Source organism: Sphaerisporangium perillae, assembly GCF_023276435.1.
Taxonomy (GTDB): Bacteria; Actinomycetota; Actinomycetes; order Streptosporangiales; family Streptosporangiaceae; genus Sphaerisporangium; species Sphaerisporangium perillae.
This window is the reverse complement of the sequence record NZ_JALLPO010000001.1, coordinates 112,808-129,224: the sequence shown is the minus strand read 5'-3', so window position 1 is coordinate 129,224 and position 16,417 is coordinate 112,808. Positions and strand designations below refer to the sequence as shown.

At 72.2% G+C, this 16,417-nt stretch carries 12 protein-coding genes and 1 pseudogene; 3 read left to right on the top strand and 10 right to left on the bottom strand.

The genetic code is table 11. From position 1 onward, the window contains the following. Window positions 1-45: 45 nt before the first annotated feature. Both MYF83_RS00555 and MYF83_RS00550 read left to right on the top strand, forming a co-directional pair. Window positions 46-537: a TetR/AcrR family transcriptional regulator gene (locus MYF83_RS00555; protein ID WP_248958115.1), complete on the top strand. Its 492-nt coding sequence runs from the start codon at window positions 46-48 to the stop codon at window positions 535-537. A 340-nt stretch (window positions 538-877) separates the two neighbouring features. Next, window positions 878-2,089, top strand: coding sequence for an MFS transporter (locus tag MYF83_RS00550; protein ID WP_248958114.1), 1,212 nt, complete (start codon window positions 878-880; stop codon window positions 2,087-2,089). Window positions 2,090-2,280: 191 nt separating this feature from the next. Here the strand turns inward: MYF83_RS00550 and MYF83_RS00545 are convergent, their stop codons facing one another. The 10 genes from MYF83_RS00545 to MYF83_RS00500 all read right to left on the bottom strand — a co-directional run bounded on the left by MYF83_RS00545 (window position 2,281) and on the right by MYF83_RS00500 (window position 15,490). Further along, window positions 2,281-3,234 (bottom strand): electron transfer flavoprotein subunit alpha/FixB family protein, encoded by a 954-nt coding sequence (locus MYF83_RS00545; RefSeq protein ID WP_248958113.1) that lies wholly within the window; start codon window positions 3,232-3,234, stop codon window positions 2,281-2,283. A gap of 12 nt (window positions 3,235-3,246) precedes the next feature. Next, window positions 3,247-4,026, bottom strand: a complete 780-nt coding sequence (locus tag MYF83_RS00540; RefSeq protein ID WP_248958112.1) for an electron transfer flavoprotein subunit beta/FixA family protein — start codon at window positions 4,024-4,026, stop codon at window positions 3,247-3,249. Window positions 4,027-4,363: 337 nt separating this feature from the next. Next, a complete protein-coding gene (locus MYF83_RS00535; RefSeq protein WP_248958111.1) occupies window positions 4,364-5,593 on the bottom strand; it encodes a serine/threonine-protein kinase in 1,230 nt (409 codons plus the stop codon). 45 nt (window positions 5,594-5,638) lie between these two features. Then, a complete protein-coding gene (locus MYF83_RS00530; protein WP_248958110.1) occupies window positions 5,639-7,735 on the bottom strand; it encodes a serine/threonine-protein kinase in 2,097 nt (698 codons plus the stop codon). Further along, window positions 7,732-10,104 (bottom strand): serine/threonine-protein kinase, encoded by a 2,373-nt coding sequence (locus MYF83_RS00525; protein ID WP_248958109.1) that lies wholly within the window; start codon window positions 10,102-10,104, stop codon window positions 7,732-7,734. Before MYF83_RS00525 ends, MYF83_RS00530 begins: the two co-directional genes overlap by 4 nt. A 410-nt stretch (window positions 10,105-10,514) precedes the next feature. After that, window positions 10,515-11,039: a YbaK/EbsC family protein gene (locus MYF83_RS00520; RefSeq protein WP_248958108.1), complete on the bottom strand. Its 525-nt coding sequence runs from the start codon at window positions 11,037-11,039 to the stop codon at window positions 10,515-10,517. A 3-nt stretch (window positions 11,040-11,042) separates the two neighbouring features. After that, window positions 11,043-12,596 carry a flavin monoamine oxidase family protein gene (locus MYF83_RS00515; protein ID WP_248958107.1) on the bottom strand — a complete coding sequence of 518 codons (1,554 nt, stop codon included), beginning with the start codon at window positions 12,594-12,596 and terminating at the stop codon, window positions 11,043-11,045. A gap of 112 nt (window positions 12,597-12,708) precedes the next feature. Beyond that, window positions 12,709-13,551 carry a M55 family metallopeptidase gene (locus tag MYF83_RS00510; protein WP_248958106.1) on the bottom strand — a complete coding sequence of 281 codons (843 nt, stop codon included), beginning with the start codon at window positions 13,549-13,551 and terminating at the stop codon, window positions 12,709-12,711. Next, window positions 13,548-14,567 carry a DUF6395 domain-containing protein gene (locus MYF83_RS43545; protein ID WP_248958105.1) on the bottom strand — a complete coding sequence of 340 codons (1,020 nt, stop codon included), beginning with the start codon at window positions 14,565-14,567 and terminating at the stop codon, window positions 13,548-13,550. The genes MYF83_RS00510 and MYF83_RS43545 overlap by 4 nt, the downstream gene beginning before the upstream one ends. A gap of 386 nt (window positions 14,568-14,953) precedes the next feature. Further along, window positions 14,954-15,490 (bottom strand): hypothetical protein, encoded by a 537-nt coding sequence (locus MYF83_RS00500; RefSeq protein WP_248958104.1) that lies wholly within the window; start codon window positions 15,488-15,490, stop codon window positions 14,954-14,956. 202 nt (window positions 15,491-15,692) lie between these two features. Here MYF83_RS00500 and MYF83_RS00495 point away from each other — a divergent pair. Further along, window positions 15,693-16,345, top strand: a pseudogene (locus MYF83_RS00495) (aldo/keto reductase). Window positions 16,346-16,417 lie beyond the last annotated feature (72 nt).

Here is a 16,417-nt window from a genome sequence, read left to right as displayed (position 1 = left end):
GTACCGTCCAGCCGGTATAGTTACGATGTGAGAAAAGACGAGCTTTTGAACGCGGCGGAGGAGCTGCTGGCCGACCAGGGGGCCGGGTGCCTCACGCTGTCGGCCGTGGCCGAGCGCGCCGGCGTGAGCAAAGGCGGTCTTCTCTACCACTTCAGCACCAAAGAAGCACTGATCAAAGGTCTGATCGAGCGCCTGGTCGCGGACTTCGACGAGCTGGTCGCCTCCCAAGGTGAGAGTTCGTACACCCGCGCCTATCTGGCGGCCACCTTGGCCGCGGTCCGCAGCGGCCGGCTGAGACGGTGGGCCGTCGTCACCGGCGCGGCCGGGGATCCCCAGCTCCTCGCCCCGCTGCGCGAGGCGATGGCCCGCTGGCATCGCGAGGGCATGGAGACCGAGCCCGACCGGATGGCGGCCCAGATCGTCCGGCTGGCCTGCGAGGGTCTGTGGGAAGTGGCGACCCACGACCCCGGGTTCTACGACGAGGCCCAGTACGAGGAACTCCACCGCCGCCTCCTCGCCCTGCTCCCGAACCCATGACCCCGAACCTGAGCCCCGAGTCGTGCCGAAGGGTACGGCTTCCTGGTTGTGCCTGAGGCCGGGTCCCCGGACCCGTGATCTTCGAGTCTTCGCTCCGTTCTTGGCGCCGGTGACCCCAGGGTCCCGCTTCTGAGCGGGCGACGTCCGGCCGTGGTGACCATTCCCTCGCCGGGCGGCCTCCCCCGCCGTCGCGCGTTCTCCGGGTCGGCCTTCCCATGCCCATGCCCGTCCCCATGTCCGGCCGGCTGCCTGCCCATGCCGGCCGACGCCCGAAGGCGGCCCACGCCTGCGGTGCGACACCGTCCACACCTGTGTACAGAACATTTGAAAGGAAACCGTGATGACCCGCGTTCTGAGGGTGGCCCGTTCCCGGGCGATCCTCACCTTCGTCCTCGCCGGCCTGATGTGCGGCACGTTCACTGTGCGCATCCCCGCGCTGACCGACAAGCTGGGCATATCCGAAGCATCGGTCGGTGTCGTGCTCCTGGCGTGGGGTCTCGGGGCGCTGGTGACCATGCAGTCCATGCGGGGTGTGATGGCACGGACGGGCAGCCGCGCCGTCCTGCGGGTCGGAGCCCCTCTCTGCGCGACGTCGCTCCTCGGCGTCGCCTTCGCCCCCTCGCTCCCGTGGCTGATCGGGGCCGCGGCGCTGTTCGGCATGGCGTTCGGAGCGGTCGACGTCGCGATGAACGCCCAGGGCTCGACGGTCGAGCGCGCCTACGGCCGCCCACTGATGAACGGCATGCACGCCGGATGGTGCGTGGGCGCCATGTCGGCCGGGCTTCTCGGCACCGCCGCCATCTCCTTCGGCGTCTCCTTCACGGCCAACCTGGCGCTGGTCGCCCTGGTCTCGGCGCCGGTGGCGTACGTGCTCAGCCGCGGATTCCTGCCCGACCGGACCTCCGCCGAGCAGGCCTCGCGTGACGCGGCCTCCGGCGGGGCGCGGCGCAGGATGCCTGCGATGGTGTACCTGCTCGGCGCGATCGCGTTCGGGGCGTTCATGGTCGAGGGCGCCGTCGCCGACTGGAACGGCCTGTTCCTGCGGGACACCATCGGCGCCCCCGAGGCGGTCGCCGCCCTCGGGTACCCGATCTTCGAGGGCGGCATGCTCATCGCCCGGCTCGCCGGCGACCGGCTGCGCTCGCGGGCCGGCGCCCGGCGCCTGATCATGGCCTCCGGCCTCGGTACGGCGGCCACCTTCACGCTGGTGATCACGACCTCGTCGCCCGTGGTCGCCGTCGCCGGGATGGCCCTCATCGGCCTCACCGTCGCCACGGTGTCCCCGATGGCGATCTCGCTCGCGGGCACGGCGACCGGCAGTCCCGGGCCGGCCATCGCCCAGACCGGGGCGATGGGGTACGCGGGCCTGCTCCTCGGCCCGGTCGTGATCGGGTTCCTGTCCCATGCCGCCACGCTCAGGGTCGCGCTCGGCATCGCGGTCGTCCTCGGTGTCCTCATCGCGGCGGCCGCCCACTTCCTGCCGAAGCCGCACACGGCCGGCGCGGAGATCCGCGAGCTGCAGCCTCCCGTGCCCCTGAAGACCGCCGCCTGATCGGTACGGCCTGACGGATGTCATGTCGCCGGGGCACGGGAGTCATCCGCTTGCCGTGATATCGGCGTCTACCCGGGCTGGCTATGAGGCACGGACGATCCGGGGCCGCCAGGGGCCGGAAAACGCGGAACGGCGCCGCACCCGCTGCGGAGCGGGGTGCGGCGCCGTTCCGGTGAACGCCCGTGCGAGGTCTACTTGCGCTTGCCGACCTCTTCGGTGAGCTGCGGGACGATCTGGTTCAGATCGCCCACCACGCCGAAGTCGGCCAGCTCGAAGATCGGCGCCTCGGGGTCCTTGTTGATCGCGATGATCGTCTTGGCGGTCTGCATGCCGGCCCGGTGCTGGATGGCGCCGGAGATGCCCGCCGCGATGTACAGCTGCGGCGACACCGTCTTGCCGGTCTGCCCGACCTGGAACTGGTGCGGGTACCATCCGGCGTCGGTCGCGGCGCGCGAGGCGCCGACGGCGGCGCCGAGGGAGTCGGCCAGCTTCTCGATGATGGAGAAGTTCTCGGCCGAGCCGACGCCGCGGCCACCGGAGACCACGATCGCGGCCTCGGTGAGCTCGGGCCGGGCGCCCTTCTCCTGCTTGACGCGCTCGACGACCTTGGTCGCCTTGGCCGCGTCGGACAGCGACACCGCCACCTGCTCCTCGGCCGCCGCTCCGGCGGAGGCCTCGGGGGCGGTGGAGTTCGGGCGGACCGCGACGATCGGGGTGCCCTTGCTCACGCGCGACTTGACGTTGACGCCGCCGCCGAAGATGGACTGCTCGGCGACGAAGCCGTCACCAAGGCCCACCGCGTCGGTGATGACGCCGGAGTCGGTCTTGATCGCCAGACGCCCGGCGATCTCCTTGCCCTCGGCGGTGGCGGCCACCAGGACCGCCGCGGGGGTGGCGGAGGACACGAGCTGGGCGAGCAGCTCGGCCTTCGGCGCCACGACGTGGTCGACGATCTCGGCGGAGTCGGCGACGTAGACCCTCTCCGCGCCGTACTCGCCGAGCCTGGCCTTGGCCTCGGCGGAGTAGCCGGGACCGGCCCAGACTGCGGACGGCGAACCCAGCGAGCGCGCCAGCGTCAGCAGCTCCAGGGTGACCTTCTTGACCTCACCGTCGACGTGCTCGACGAGAACCAGAATCTCAGCCATCGGTCGCGCCCCTCAGATGAACTTCTTCGACGCGAGGAAGTCGGCGGCCTTGGAGCCGCCGTCGCCCTCGTCCTTGACGATGGTGCCGGCCGCGCGCGGCGGGGCGACGGCGAACTCCGTCACCTCGCTCCAGGCGCCTCCCAGGCCGACCTGGGCGGTGTCGATCTCGGCGTCGGCGACGCCGAGGGTCTGCACCGGCTTCTTCTTCGCGGCCATGATCCCCTTGAAGGAGGGGTAACGCGGCTCGTTGATCTTCTCGACCACGGAGACGACGGCGGGCAGCGAGGCCTGGACCTTGTCGTAGCCGTAGTCGGTGACCCGCTCGATCGTGACGGAGGATCCCTCGATGTCGACCTTGCGGGCCAGCGTGAGCTGGGGCGTGCCGAGGCGCTCGGCCAGCATGGCGGCCAGCACGCCGGTGCGCGCGTCCGTGGACTCCGAGCCGAGGATGACCAGGTCGTACCCGATCTTCTTCAGCGTCTGGGCCAGGGCGTAGGAGGTGGAGAGCGCGTCCGAGCCGTGCAGAGCGTCGTCGACCAGGTGGACGGCCTTGTCGGCGCCCATGGCCAGAGCCTTGCGGATCGTGTCCGAGGCCTTGCTCGGCCCCATGGTGAGTACGGTCACCTCGCCGCCGTGGGCCTCTTTGATCTTGAGCGCCTCTTCGACGGCGTATTCACACAGCTCGTTGATGACACCGTCCGCGGCGTCACGGTCGAGCGTGTTGTCCTTGGAACTCAGCTTGCGCTCGGTCGCCGTGTCGGGGACCTGCTTCACGCAGACGACGATGTTCATGGCCGGTGGCCGACCTCCCGTTTCACAGGCGCCACCGCATCGCTGGGTTGGCGCCGAATTCCTCGGCACGTACGCGCGGGGTACGCGCACGTCGTACGGCTGCTCCGGTGACCGGCACCGAGAGCCGCCTTCAGACTGTCATGCGCCCACGGGCGCCGTGACGTTGGGTGGCCCGGGACGGTTTCCGTGTCGGAAGTCCATCCCTTACCCTCCAGATTATGTTACTCACTAGTAGCTTAGCGGCAATATCGTACCTGTACGGCCTGCGGCGCTCGCACGGCGTTGATGTCCCCCACCATACCGAACTTAATTCCAGACGCTCATGCGCCCCATGGCCTCAGCCGGCGAAGGCGACCATCACCAGGACGACCATCACGGTGGCGAGGGCCAGCAGCAGCGTGAAGGGACTGAAAACCGCGATCAACGCCGCGTACAAACCGACGGCACCCGCCCCGCTGACCAGGTCGAACACCACGCGAGACCGTGCCCTGGCGGCCAGGCCCATGCCCGCGTCCACCAGCACGCCGACGCCGTAGGCCGCGAGGACCAGCAGCGACATCTCCGGAACATACTGCCGGACGGCGGCGGCCACCAAGCCGGCGACGACCCCCGAACCGACCACCCAGCGCCGGCGCACCTTGTCACGATGGCGGGCCCGCGCGTCGTCGACCGCGCCGGCCGCCTCCCGCCGCCCGGGCCGCCGCCACACCTGCGTCGGCGGCTCCACGGAGTCCGTGGCGCGCCGCCGCTCGGCCGCGAGCGGCGGCGGCGGCGGAGCGGCCGCCCCCAGCCTGGCGCAGAGCTCGGCCGTCGTCGGCCTGGCCGCCGGGTCGTGCCGCAGGCACTGCTCTATCAGCGGGAGCAGCCAGGACGGCACCTCGGCCAGGTCGGGATCGTGATGGACGACGCGGTAGGCGACCGCGGGCGCCGGTCCCGACCCGTACGGCTGGCGTCCCGAGGCGGCGTAGGCCATCGTCGCGCCCCAGGCGAAGACGTCGGCGGCGGGGCCCGCCTCCCCGCCCTCCAGCACCTCCGGCGCGAGGTATCCAGGAGTGCCGAGCACGGCGCCCGACGCGGTCACCGACGCGGAGTCCAGCGCGCACGCGATGCCGAAGTCGATGACGTGCGGTTCGCCGTCGGCCAGGATGACGTTCGCCGGTTTCAGGTCGCGGTGCACCACTCCCGCCGCGTGGATGGTCGCCAGCGCCTCGGCCAGCCCGCGCGCAAGGCGTACGAGCTCCTCACCGCGCAGCGCCGTGCCCGCCGCGAGGACGGTTCCGAGGGAGCGGCCCTGGACGTACCTGGTGACGAGGTAGGGACGGGGACCGGTGAGCGAGGCGTCGAGCACCTCGGCGACATGCGGCCCGCGCACCCTGCGCATCGTGTCGACCTCGCGGGCGAGCCGGGCCAGCGCCGCCTCGTCCGCCGCCACGTGCGGATGGAGCACCTTGATCGCGACCGTGTGGCCTTCGGGGTCGAGCGCCAGGTGCACCTCGCCGAAGCCGCCCGCACCCAGCCGTGACAGCAGGCGGTACGGCCCGAGCTGATCCGCCGCCGGAACGCTCATGCCCCTCCTCCCGGCCCGCCCGGCCCGTCGACGGCCTTACCGAGATCATCTGCCCCAGAAGGCCAGGAAGCCCACTCCGAGGTTTCTCATCAGATCTTCGACCAGACCGCCGATGAGCCCCGTCGCGCTGCTCCTGGCCTGCTCCCCCAGGGCGTCGATCGCCTTGGACGGCGCCTGCCAGGGGATCCACGACGGGACGGCGGACATGGCGGTCACCACCGTGAAGAACGCCAACGTGCCGACGATGATCGTCAGGATCAACCCGGCGCCCGGACTGCGGATCACCGCCGTCAGGGTGCGCGCCACCGCCTTGCGGGGCGCGCCGCCGCCCGGCAGCAGGAACAGGCCCAGGACGAACGCCGACGCCCCGTAGGCGGCGGCGGAGTCGGTGGTCATTCCCCCAAGGAAGTGCAGCCCGCCCCAGACGCACATGGCGAACATCACGGCCAAGGGCGTGACCACCAACGTCATGAGGGTGGCTCTGATCAGCGCCCACGGCGTGCCGAGCACGGCAAGCAGCGGGTCGCTCGCGCTGCTGCCCCGGATCGAGCGGCGCTGCGCCAGATCGCTCCAGAGATGCTCCCCGACGCGCAGGCAGAGCACCACGACGACCATCAGAACGCTGATCAGCACGGGAAGCAGGCGCGCGCTCGCGACCGCCACGGCCAGCAGCAGGGCGGCGAGCACCGGGTGCCCCGCGCGGTAACGGGGACGGTCGGGCTCGGGCCCGCGCTCCTGCTCGGGCGCGTGCGGCCCGCGTGCCCGGTCGGGCGGGTACGCGCCGCCCTGGCCGGGAGCGTAGGGGCCGTGTCCCTGGGCGGGCGGGTACTGGCCCGCCGTGGGCGGCGGAGGCACGGTGCCGCGGGTGGGCCCGGGATAGGCCGGCGGGGGCGGCCCGGCCACCCGCTGGTCGGGGTAGGGCACCGGAGCGTACTGCCCCGGAGGAGCGTACGGCGCCGGGGAGTAGCCCGGGGCGGGCGGGGGCGGCGCGAACGCGGCCGGCGGGCCGGGCGGCGGCCTGTCGGCACGGGTGCGCCTGCGCTCGGGCTCGGCGTACCGCACGGGCGGCAGCAGGTCGGAGTAGCTGTCCTCGGAGGCCGGCTTGGTGCGCTTGGTCGGCGGAAGCTCCTCCTGCGCCGAGCCGTTGAGCACCGGCGTGCGGTCGCCGCCGTTGAGCACATGGGTGGCGTCGGGGGCGGACCCGCTCGCGGGGTGATCGGGCGCCGCCCCGCCGAGCACGCGGGTGCCGTCGGGCATCCGCCCGTTGGCCTGAGCGCTGTCGAGCCTGCGGGTGTGCCCGGGCTGCGCCGCGGTCTCCTGGAAGGCGGTCACGCGGGGATCGAGGGACCTGGCCATCGCCAGCAGGCCCTGGGCGTTCGGCCGGGCTCCGGCGTTCACCGCGAAGGCGGCGCGCAGCCAGCCGCGCAGCCACGGCGGCGCCTGGTCGAGGTTGGCCCGGCCCTCCATGATGTTGTAGCAGACGGACTCGAACGAGCCCGACCCGAACGGCGGCTTGCCCGTCGCCCCGAAGAACACCGTGGCGGCCAGGGCGTGCACGTCGGCCGCCTGAGTGATCTCGTCGTCCCTGATGATCTCGGGCGCCAGGTAGCCGGGCGTGCCGACGAACATGCCGGTCTGGGTGAGCCGGGTCGCGTTCACCAGGTGCGCGATGCCGAAGTCGATGACCAGCGGGTCGCCGTTGACCAGCATGACGTTGGCCGGCTTGAAGTCGCGGTGGATGACGTCGGCGGCGTGGATGGCGATCAGGGCCTCCGACAGGCCCCGCGCCAGCCGTACGACCTCGCGGTCGGACAGCGGGCCGTCGGTCAGGACGGTCTCCTCCAGCGTGCGCCCGGGGGCGAACCGCGTGACGATGTACGGCGTGGCCGCGGTGAGCTCGGCGTCGAGCACCTCGGCGACGCGCGCGCTGCGCACCCGGCGCATCGTCTCGACCTCACGCGTGAGCCGGTCACGCGCCTTCAGGTCGGCCGCGACATGCGGGTGGAGGACCTTGACGGCGACCTCCCTGCCCTCCCCGTCGAGGCCGAGATGGACCACGCCCATCCCGCCCTCGCCGAGCCGGCGCAACAGCCGGTAAGGACCGAGTCTGTCCAGCGTCTCCGGCACCGTTTCCCCCGTCATCCTGCCTTGCTCCGAAGGCCTTCCAACCGTTGTAGCCAGGTGTCCACGTTCACCGGACTCCAGACTGCCTCCCCAACGGGCATGATGAGCGTGCTCACGGCATAGACGGCCACGAGCGTGGCCACCACCCCGAGCACCCAGGCGAGCGCCATGGCCGCGTTCTTGGACGGGAACGCGGAGGCGAGCGTCCTGCTCATCTGGCGGGCCGGCCCCTCGACACCCGGCCCCGCGCAGATGATCCACAGGGAGACGGCGACCCCCCAGCTCAGCGCCGTGCCCGGTGGCACGCTGTCGATCAGGAACGTGAGCACCAGCGTCACCGGCACGCCGAGGATGAGGGCGTACGGCACCAGGGCGATCGTGATGCCGATGGACTTGAGCAGCGCCCCGGGCCGCCCGAGCACGCGCAGCACGTCGGTCGCGGCGTCCCGTGCCGGGCGCCTGGTGGCGAACGCCGGCTGGGCGATGTCCGCCGCCCTGAGAAGCACGGCGGCGGGGACCACGAGCACCGCCACCAGGACCGGCAGGACGACCGCCGCGCCGACCACGATGATCAGCGCCAGCACGCTCGCCACGGTGTACACCGGGGAGCGCCGCAGCATGTCGCCGGCGCCCTGACCTTGGTACCCGAAGTCCGGCGTGGCCTCCGGGGGCAGGTGCACGGTCGGCACGTACGAAGACTGCGCCGCCGCCACCTGACGCACGTGCGGGGTCTGCTCGAAGATGTCGGGCGCCTGCTCGAACAGCGCCTGGTGGTACGGCCGCACCGGCCCATGCGCGCCCTGAGAAGCCGATGAGCCCGCGGCCGGGAACCCTGAGGACCCCTGCGAGCCCGTTCCCGGGAACGGGGCGGACCCGCGCGGATCCTGTCCAGGGAAACCGTGCGAACCATGCGAACCCGGGGAAGCATGCGGACCCGGGGAACCGGGGCGGCCGGGCGGGGTGGCGGGGGTGGCGCCGTAGGGCTTGGCCTTGCCGTCGAGCTCGCTCAGCTCTTCGGGCCGTACGCGCCGCGTCGGCACCTCGCCCTGGTCGAGCGGGCCGGGCCGGCCGGCATCCCAGGGACGGGACGGGGCCGGCGGGGCGTAGCGGGTGGGCACCTCGCCCTCGGCCGCCCGCTCGCCGGAGGCGCCGGGGGTGACGCCGGAGGCGGGGGTGCGCGCCGCGCGGTCGAAGGCGATGCCCGCGTTGCGGAGGTCCTCGCCGGTCACTCGCACCGTGGGCCAGGGGTCGCCCACCGAGGGGGGCGGCGGCGCGTCGCTGAGCAGGGAGACGAACTCCTCCCCGGACGCGGCGCCCGGATCGCCCACCTTGCCGGAGCCGGAACCCGAGCCGGCGGCCGCGGCGGCCCCGGGAAGCGGGCCGGACGCGGCCGTGCCCGGGAGGGTCTCGGGCTGGACGGGCGGGACGAACGGGACGGCGCCGAGGCGCGGGTCGAGGGCCGGGGAGCGCCCGGCTCCGGGCGGCTCGGCGCGCAGGTCGGGGCGGGACAGCGACGTCCCCGTGACCGGCATGCCCGACATGTCAGGCTCGGTGCGGATGTCGTCCGGCACGCTCGCGCGGCCCTGCCCCGTACGCGGCGGCACGAGCCGGGAGAGCTGCCCGGCCAGCTCGGCGGCGGTGGGCCGCCTGGACGGGTCGCGCTGGAACGCGGCGCGCAGCAGGGGACGCAGGATGGCGTGGGCGGCGTCGACGTTGGCCTTGCCCGCGGTGATGTTGTAGAAGACCATCTCCAGCGTGCCCTTGCCGAACGGCGGCAGACCGGTGGCGGCGTACAGCATCGTGCCCGCCCAGGCGTGCACGTCGACCTCGGGCCCCGCCTCGTGCCCCTCGATGATCTCGGGGGCGAGGTAGCCGGGGGTGCCGATGAACATGCCGGTCTGGGTGAGCCGGGTGGCGTCGACGGCCTGGGCGATGCCGAAGTCGATGAGGACGGGCTCGCCGTCGAGCATGAGCACGTTGCCGGGCTTGAGGTCGCGGTGGATGACCCCGGCCGCGTGCACCGCGGCAAGCGCCTCGGCGACGCCGTGGGCGAGGCGGAGCAGCGGGCCGACCTCCAGCGGCCCGTCCTGCTTGACCGTGTCGTCCAGGGGGCTGCCCGGGACGTATCGGGTCACGATGTAGGGACGGCTGCCGGTCACGTCGGCGTCGAGCACCTCGGCGATGTGGCTGCTGCGCACCCGCCGCATGGTCTCGACCTCGCGCGCGAGCCTGCGGCGCGCGACGTCGTCTCCGGTGACCTCGGCACGCAGCACCTTGACGGCGACCTGCCTGCCCTGGGAGTCGAGCGCGAGATGGACCACGCCCATGCCGCCTTCACCGAGCCGCCGGAGCAGCCGGTAGGGGCCCAATCGGTCGTCCTGATTCATCTGATCTCCGGCGGTGCCCCGGCGTTGATGTCCGGAGGGAAGCGCCTTGCTCCAATTGTCACGGTTCGCTCACTTTGTGCAATGCCCATACCGGAAAGGTCCGGTCGGCGAATCATGGCATGGCACACCGACGGATCCGCATGGTGCGGACCCGCACGCCCTCGCGGCGGGCAACCCCCATTGCCAGCCGTCCGGCGGCCGACCTCCCCCGCGCGGCCGCCGGTCTCTCCCTTGAGCCCGGCGTGGCCACGAGCACGCTCCGCGCACTCGCAGCCCTTGACGGCACGTAGCACCATACCGGCTTAAACCCCGCCCATGAGAGGAACCAAGAGGCGACATTCCCGGTAGTACAACGGCTGAACCAGGCCCATCGGTTTCCCAAAACGGGAAACTCTTGTGACCAGGGCCGGTCACTGGGCGAGAGAGACCACTTCAGCGGTCTTGAGACGGGTGAGGGCCTCGCCCGCGAGCGCCAGCTTGGAGCCCCGGATTCCGCTGCCGATGACCACGTACGGCCGCCGCGCGACCTCGGCGTCCACCAGCACGGGCCAGTCCTCGGGGAGCCCGAGAGGAGTGATGCCGCCGAACTCCATGCCGGACAGCTCGACGGCGTCCGGCTGCGGGGCGAAGGAGGCCTTGCGCGCGTCCAGGTGGCGGCGGATCACCCCGTTGACATCGGCGCGCATCGTCGCGAGCACCATGACCGCCGCGTACCGCGTCTCACCGCCCCGCTTGGCCGCCACGATCACGCAGTTGGCCGAATCGTCCAGCGCCACGGCGTACCGCTCGCAGAAGGCGGCGGTGTCGGCCAGCGCGGGGTCGATCGGCGCCACCGCCACCTCGTCGGTCATCGTCTGGACCGCGCGGGCGACCGGGTCGGCGAGCAGGTCCGGCCGTTCCCCGGCGGGCACCCACTCGAGCGTGCCCAGCTTCATGGGTCATGCCTCCTTCAGCACGCGATGGTGGAGTTCGGTGACCACCTTACGGGCCGACTCGAAGGCCCCCGCCTGCCAGGCGATCAGATGGGTGAGCCAATCCCCCGCGAAGTAGACCCGCCCGGCCGGGCGCTGGAGCAGCCTCAACCCGCCCATCGACGGCCAGCGCACCCAAGCGCCCTCGATGTGCGGCTGCCGCCGCCAGGAGACCGAGGCGCTCGCCAGCAGATCGGCGCCGTACTTCGCGCCGTGGACCCTGCGCCCCTGCGCGATGGCCCGGCGCAGGCGCCGCGCGTGGGTCATCTCGCTGTAGGAATCGGCGTCCTCGCCGGTGTTGTAGTAGCCCACGACCAGGCCGCGCGGGCCGTGGAAGCCGTGGGAGGGGTACCAGATGTGGCCGACGTCCAGGTCGGTCTCCGTGGCGCCGCCGTACACGCGGTCCTCGATCTCCCACCAGCGCCGGCCGTACTCAAGGCCGAGCTTGCCCGCCGCCAGCGGGACCGGAGTGGCCAGGGCGGCCTGGACGTCGGCGCCGAGATTGCCCGGGATGCGGGCGAGCAGATGCGGAGGAAGGGCCGCGACGCAGTACTCGGCCCTCAGCGGCGCGCCGCCCTCGACCGCCACCTCGACCCCGTCCGGGGTGTTCGTGATCTTCGTGACGCGCGTGCCGGTCCTGATCCGATCGGCGCCCACCTGCCGCGCCAGCGCGTGGACGATGGCGTCCATCCCGCCCACCGGCTGGAACATCGGCATCGCCTGCTCGTAGCCCGCGTCCATGGTCAGCACCCGGCCGAGGCCCTGGCTCAGGACCTCGGTGAGCGAGGGAGGGGCGCCGAGCTCGGACCCCTGCCCGATGCCCGGGTTCACCCGGTAGCCGCGCCGCTCGCCCCCGGTGTAGTCGTGGGACGGGCCGATCTCCCCGAAGGCGGACAGGAAGTCCAGCAGTCGCTCCTTGTCGGCGCCGGTCAGGCGGGCGTCCAGCGCCCCGGCGTCGGCCGCCTTGGCCAGCAGCTCGGAGATGTACCCGTAGGCGTCGGCGCGTGCCGTCCGGACCCGCACGGGGGCCTTCATCCCGGCCGTGAGCACGTAGGCGGCCGAGTTTGAGTTGACGAACACCTCCAGCGGGACGCCCAGCTCGCGGCAGTAGTCGAGCGTCACCATCCACTGGGCGATGCGGGCGGGACCCGCGTTGAAGTACGTGCCCTCCCCGAAGGTCACCCGCTGCGTGTCCCCCGGGGACGCCGAGCCGGCCGCGCCCTGGACGGGCAGCTCGGTCACGGTGTCGCCCCCGCGCAAGGTGAGGCTGCGCCCGCCCACCCGGTCGCGGGCCTCCAGCACCGTGCAGTCGTACCCCGCCTTGCCCAGCTCGTACGCGCACGCCAGGCCGGCCACGCCCGCGCCGAGCACGAGCACCGACGCGGGGCGCCCGCCGCGCAGGGCGAAGTCCGAACGCTGCGGCGGGACGTACGGCGAGGGGGCGGCCGTCCCGCCGACGACCGGCACGGGCGGCGTGCCCTTCGCCGGGGCCAGTCCCAGCGCCCCCATCGCGGCGTACATCGCGCCCGCGCCACCGGCCGCGCCGATGCCGACCAGCAGCGACCGCCGCGTCAGGCCATCCCTTTGCCCCGGTAAGCCATCTTGCCCCGGTAAGCCATCGTTTCGCACAGGCTCAGCCGTACACGCCGCTGCTGCACGCCACCTGACCCGCGATCATCGCGAAGAGGCCGAGCAGCGCCATGATGTCCCTGAAGTCCTCGGTGGTGAACTCGATGTGCCGCGGGCCCGCCTGCCGGACGCCCGGGATGAGGGAGCAACCCGCGGCGATGGCCGTGGAGTTCCACTCGATCCCCAGCGTGAACGGCGGGGCGATCACGTACGGCCGGAAGTCGCTCAGCCGGTTGATCGCCCGGGCCGCGGCCTCCCTGATCAGCGCCTGGGCGACGCTGGGCGGCAGCAGCTCGGCGGCGAACCTGTCGATGCCCTTCTTGACCGCGACGGTCTCCACGTCGCCGAGGAGCTCCCGCGCCTCCTCGCACACCGCCTCGTCACCGGTGACCAGCGCCACCGGCACTCCGAGGAACCCGGCGACCCCGGCCACCAGCCGCGTCTCGCCGCAGACCTCGCCGTTGAGGTAGACGTTCTGGATCTCCTTGCCCATCCACGTGTGGTTGAGCACACCGTGCTGGACCCCGGCGCGAGCGTGGTAGCCGGCGAAGCAGGCGGCCTGGAAGTCGGCGGTCAGCCCCTGCGCCATGCGCATCGGCTTGCCCGGTCCCCGGATCAGCGAGGCCCTCGGGTCGAGCAGGTCGACGCGGAGGTTCTTGGTCGAGCCGTGGGCGTCGTTCACGGTCACCGTCGAGGCGCCGGCCTCGAAGGCCCCCGCGATCACCGCGTTGGCGTCCGCCGTCATCAGCTCGCAACCGCGCTCGTAGCCGCGGCCTCCGGTGTGCATCTCCTCGGGGTCGGTGAGCCCGGTCACACCCTCCATGTCGACCGACACATAGACCTTCATCGCCCTCCCCAGCTCTCTACCCGCTTGACGTCGCCGGCCTCCATGAAGCCGAACTCGCGGGCCATGATCGTCTCGATCGTGCCCCGCCACCGCGCGGGGATCTCCTCGACGGCGGGAGGGTAGCACCGCTCCAGCCACCGCGTGGACTCCGGCGTGGCCTTGAGGTACTCGGCCGCACGGGCGAAGGGGGTGTCCTCGATGCCCGGGACGTGGGCGCAGCCGTACTCGATCATCTCCTGGCCCCCGTAGGGCGGGGGCTGCTGCCACTTGCGGGCGACCGGACGGTCGGCGGTGATCGTCGTACGCATCGGACGCCGCTCGACGGCAGCCTGGATGAGCTCCTTGTACAGGCATTTCCCGCACCGGCCACACGGCCCGCTGCCGTCGCCGCGCAAGCACCAGCGTACCTGGTCGCGCAGCTCGGACCCGAGCGCGAGCCGCATGGTCATCGCCTCGCTGATCCCGCCTACCGGCAGCACCAGCGGCAGTCCCGCGGCGGCGAAGAGCCGGCCCCACGGCCCGTGCCCGGACCACATCGGGTTGTCCGGCGTGAACCGGTGGACGTACCGGCCACCGCCCAGCCACCGCGAGCCGATCTCGTAGCCCAGGGCCACGCCCCCCAGGTCCATGGCATCGGCGAGCAGGATGGCGCCCACCATGACGGCGTGATGCTCGGGGTACCCCGGGCGCGGGGACCGCAGCAGGAACTCAAGATCCGACTCGACGGGCGTCACGTCCCTGCCGGTCTTCTCCGCGAGCGCCGCCAGCACGTCCGACCTGTAGTGCGTCCACCGGTTCGGGATCCGGGGATGGCTCACCCTGCGGAAGTGGATCAGCGGCGCGTCCGGCAGCATCGCGGCCACGGCGGCCGAATCGGCGCCGCCGCTGTAGGAGATCGCCAGCCGCGTGCCCGACCGGGGCGTCCCACCGACGGGCCCCGCCTCGATCCCCCAGCCGCTGTGGAACGCCTCGGCCAGGTCAGGAGAGATCGGCCGGTCGAAGACGACGCGGCCCACCGCCCACGGCGCGGCGACGGTCCAGGCCGCGAGCGCCAGCAGATCGGGATGAACCGAGTCGAGACCGGCAGCGGAGCCGTTAACGGCAGAGCCGGTAGCGGTGCGGCCGATAGCGGCAGAGCCGGTTCCTGTGCGGCCGATAGCGGCAGAGCCGGTAGCGGTGCGGCCGATAGCGGCAGAGCCGGTTCCTGTGCGGCCGATAGCGGCAGAGCCGGTAGCGGTGCGGCCGGTAGCGGTAGGGCCTGTGCTACGCGGCAGACGCACGTGGCACGTGTCAGTGGCCAGTTCGACCCGCTGCCCATCGGTGACGGTTCCGGCAAGTTCCTCACCGGCGTCCAGCCGGAGGCGCAGCCGCCAGAGGCCCTCCTCGAATGCCCAGCTCGCCCTCACGAAGCCGCCTCATCGCCGGGAGCGGCCCTCCCGGCTCTGCCGCCACGCTTCGGAGCGGCACCACGGGGAGCGGCACCACGGGGAGCGGCGTCAGAGGGAGCCGCATCTCCGGCAGCCGGAGCAACGCCTTGATCGACCGGAGCGGCGCCTTGATCCACCGGAGCGGCGCCTTCACCGATCGGAGCGGCGCCGTCCTCGCGGATGCCGTCGATCGCCTGCCAGAGCCGGATCTCCTCCTGGAGCAGATGATCCACCGCCGACGCGGTCTCCGTGGCGAGCCGAAGCGCCTCCTCGGCCTTCGTGGCGGCGGCCGCGCCAGGGGACGCGGAAGTCCCGCGCCTGATCTCCTTGCGGAGCTGCTCGACCTCGCGCCGCAGGGCCTCGATCTCACGCTTGACCGCCTGGACCTCCCAGAGGGCATCCCGGACGTCCTGCCGGTGATCGGCCCGCGTGACATAACGGGCATCGAACCGGCCGAGTACGGCGCGCCGAACCCGCAGGGGTGCCAGGACACGCATCACGAACCGCGCCATGGCCGGTCACTTTAACGGCAAACCATGATCTACCCGAATCGCGAAGATTCCTGTTCCATCACGCTTCCTGACAGGGAAGCCTGACTGCGCCGCCCAGAGGCTCTTCACAGGATGCGAGATCGGCTCACGGACGAGGCAGCCGGCCCGCGACGGGCCCGAGAGGCCACTCCCCTATCCCGGCGACCTGGTCATCGCCACCAAGGTGGGCGTGGTCCGAGACGAGTGGCAGAGCTGGAACGCCGCCGGCGAACCGGCGCAGCTCCGCGAACAGGTCGAAGAGAACCTCGTCCGGCTGGGCAAGGACCGCCTCGACCTGGTGTACCTGCGGGCGGGCGGGGACGGGCTCATGTTCCCCGGCGACACGCCCTTCGCCGAGTCGTTCGGCACGCTCGCCGAGCTGCGGCGGCGCGGGCTCATCCACCACCTCGGGCTCAGCGGCGTGACGACAGGCCGGCTCGCCGAGGCCCTGGAGATCGCCCCCGTGGTGGCGGTGCAGAACCGCTTCCACATCTTCGACCGATCCAGCGCGGATGTCCTGTCCGTGTGCGAGGACGCCGGTATCGCGTTCGTCCCTATTTCCCCCTCGCCGCCGGGATGCTACGCCCCGCCCTGGACCTCTCGCAGGCCCCGCCCGGGATGGCCCCGACCGTCGAACAGCTCACAACGCTCGATGAGATCGCCGACCGGTACGGCGCCACCCGAGCACAAGTGGCACTCGCCTGGCTCCTCCGCCGCTCACCGGTCACCCTCGCCATCCCTGGCACTTCCTCCCTCGCCCACCTGGAGGAGAACCTGGCTGCTGCCCACCTGCACCTGACCAGCGACGACATCACCACCCTGGACAAGCTCGCCTGACCCTCCGTCACGACTCGAACGATCTGTCACGTTGCCGAACGATCACGTTGCCGAACGATCCGTCACGTCCCG